The organism is Enterobacter cloacae complex sp.6700776, assembly GCF_048284255.1.
Lineage (GTDB): Bacteria > Pseudomonadota > Gammaproteobacteria > Enterobacterales > Enterobacteriaceae > Enterobacter > Enterobacter intestinihominis.
Genome location: NZ_JBLVYK010000349.1, coordinates 1 through 233, shown reverse-complemented (window position 1 = coordinate 233; position 233 = coordinate 1). Strand labels below are relative to the sequence as shown.

2 tRNA genes are annotated in these 233 nt (G+C 53.6%); both read left to right on the top strand.

Going from position 1 to position 233, the window contains the following annotated elements:
• Positions 1 to 20 precede the first annotated feature (20 nt).
• A tRNA-Ile gene (locus ACNQ0T_RS24585) sits at positions 21 to 97 on the top strand.
• 42 nt (positions 98 to 139) lie between these two features.
• Positions 140 to 215, top strand: a tRNA-Ala gene (locus ACNQ0T_RS24580).
• The last annotated feature ends 18 nt before the right edge of the window (positions 216 to 233 follow it).

Here is a 233-nt window from a genome sequence, read left to right as displayed (position 1 = left end):
CAGCAGTAAAAAATCTCTGCAGGCTTGTAGCTCAGGTGGTTAGAGCGCACCCCTGATAAGGGTGAGGTCGGTGGTTCAAGTCCACTCAGGCCTACCAAACTCCTTTTAAAGGATGAGCGGTACAGAGATTACAAACGATGGGGCTATAGCTCAGCTGGGAGAGCGCCTGCCTTGCACGCAGGAGGTCTGCGGTTCGATCCCGCATAGCTCCACCATCCTTTACTGCGAACACA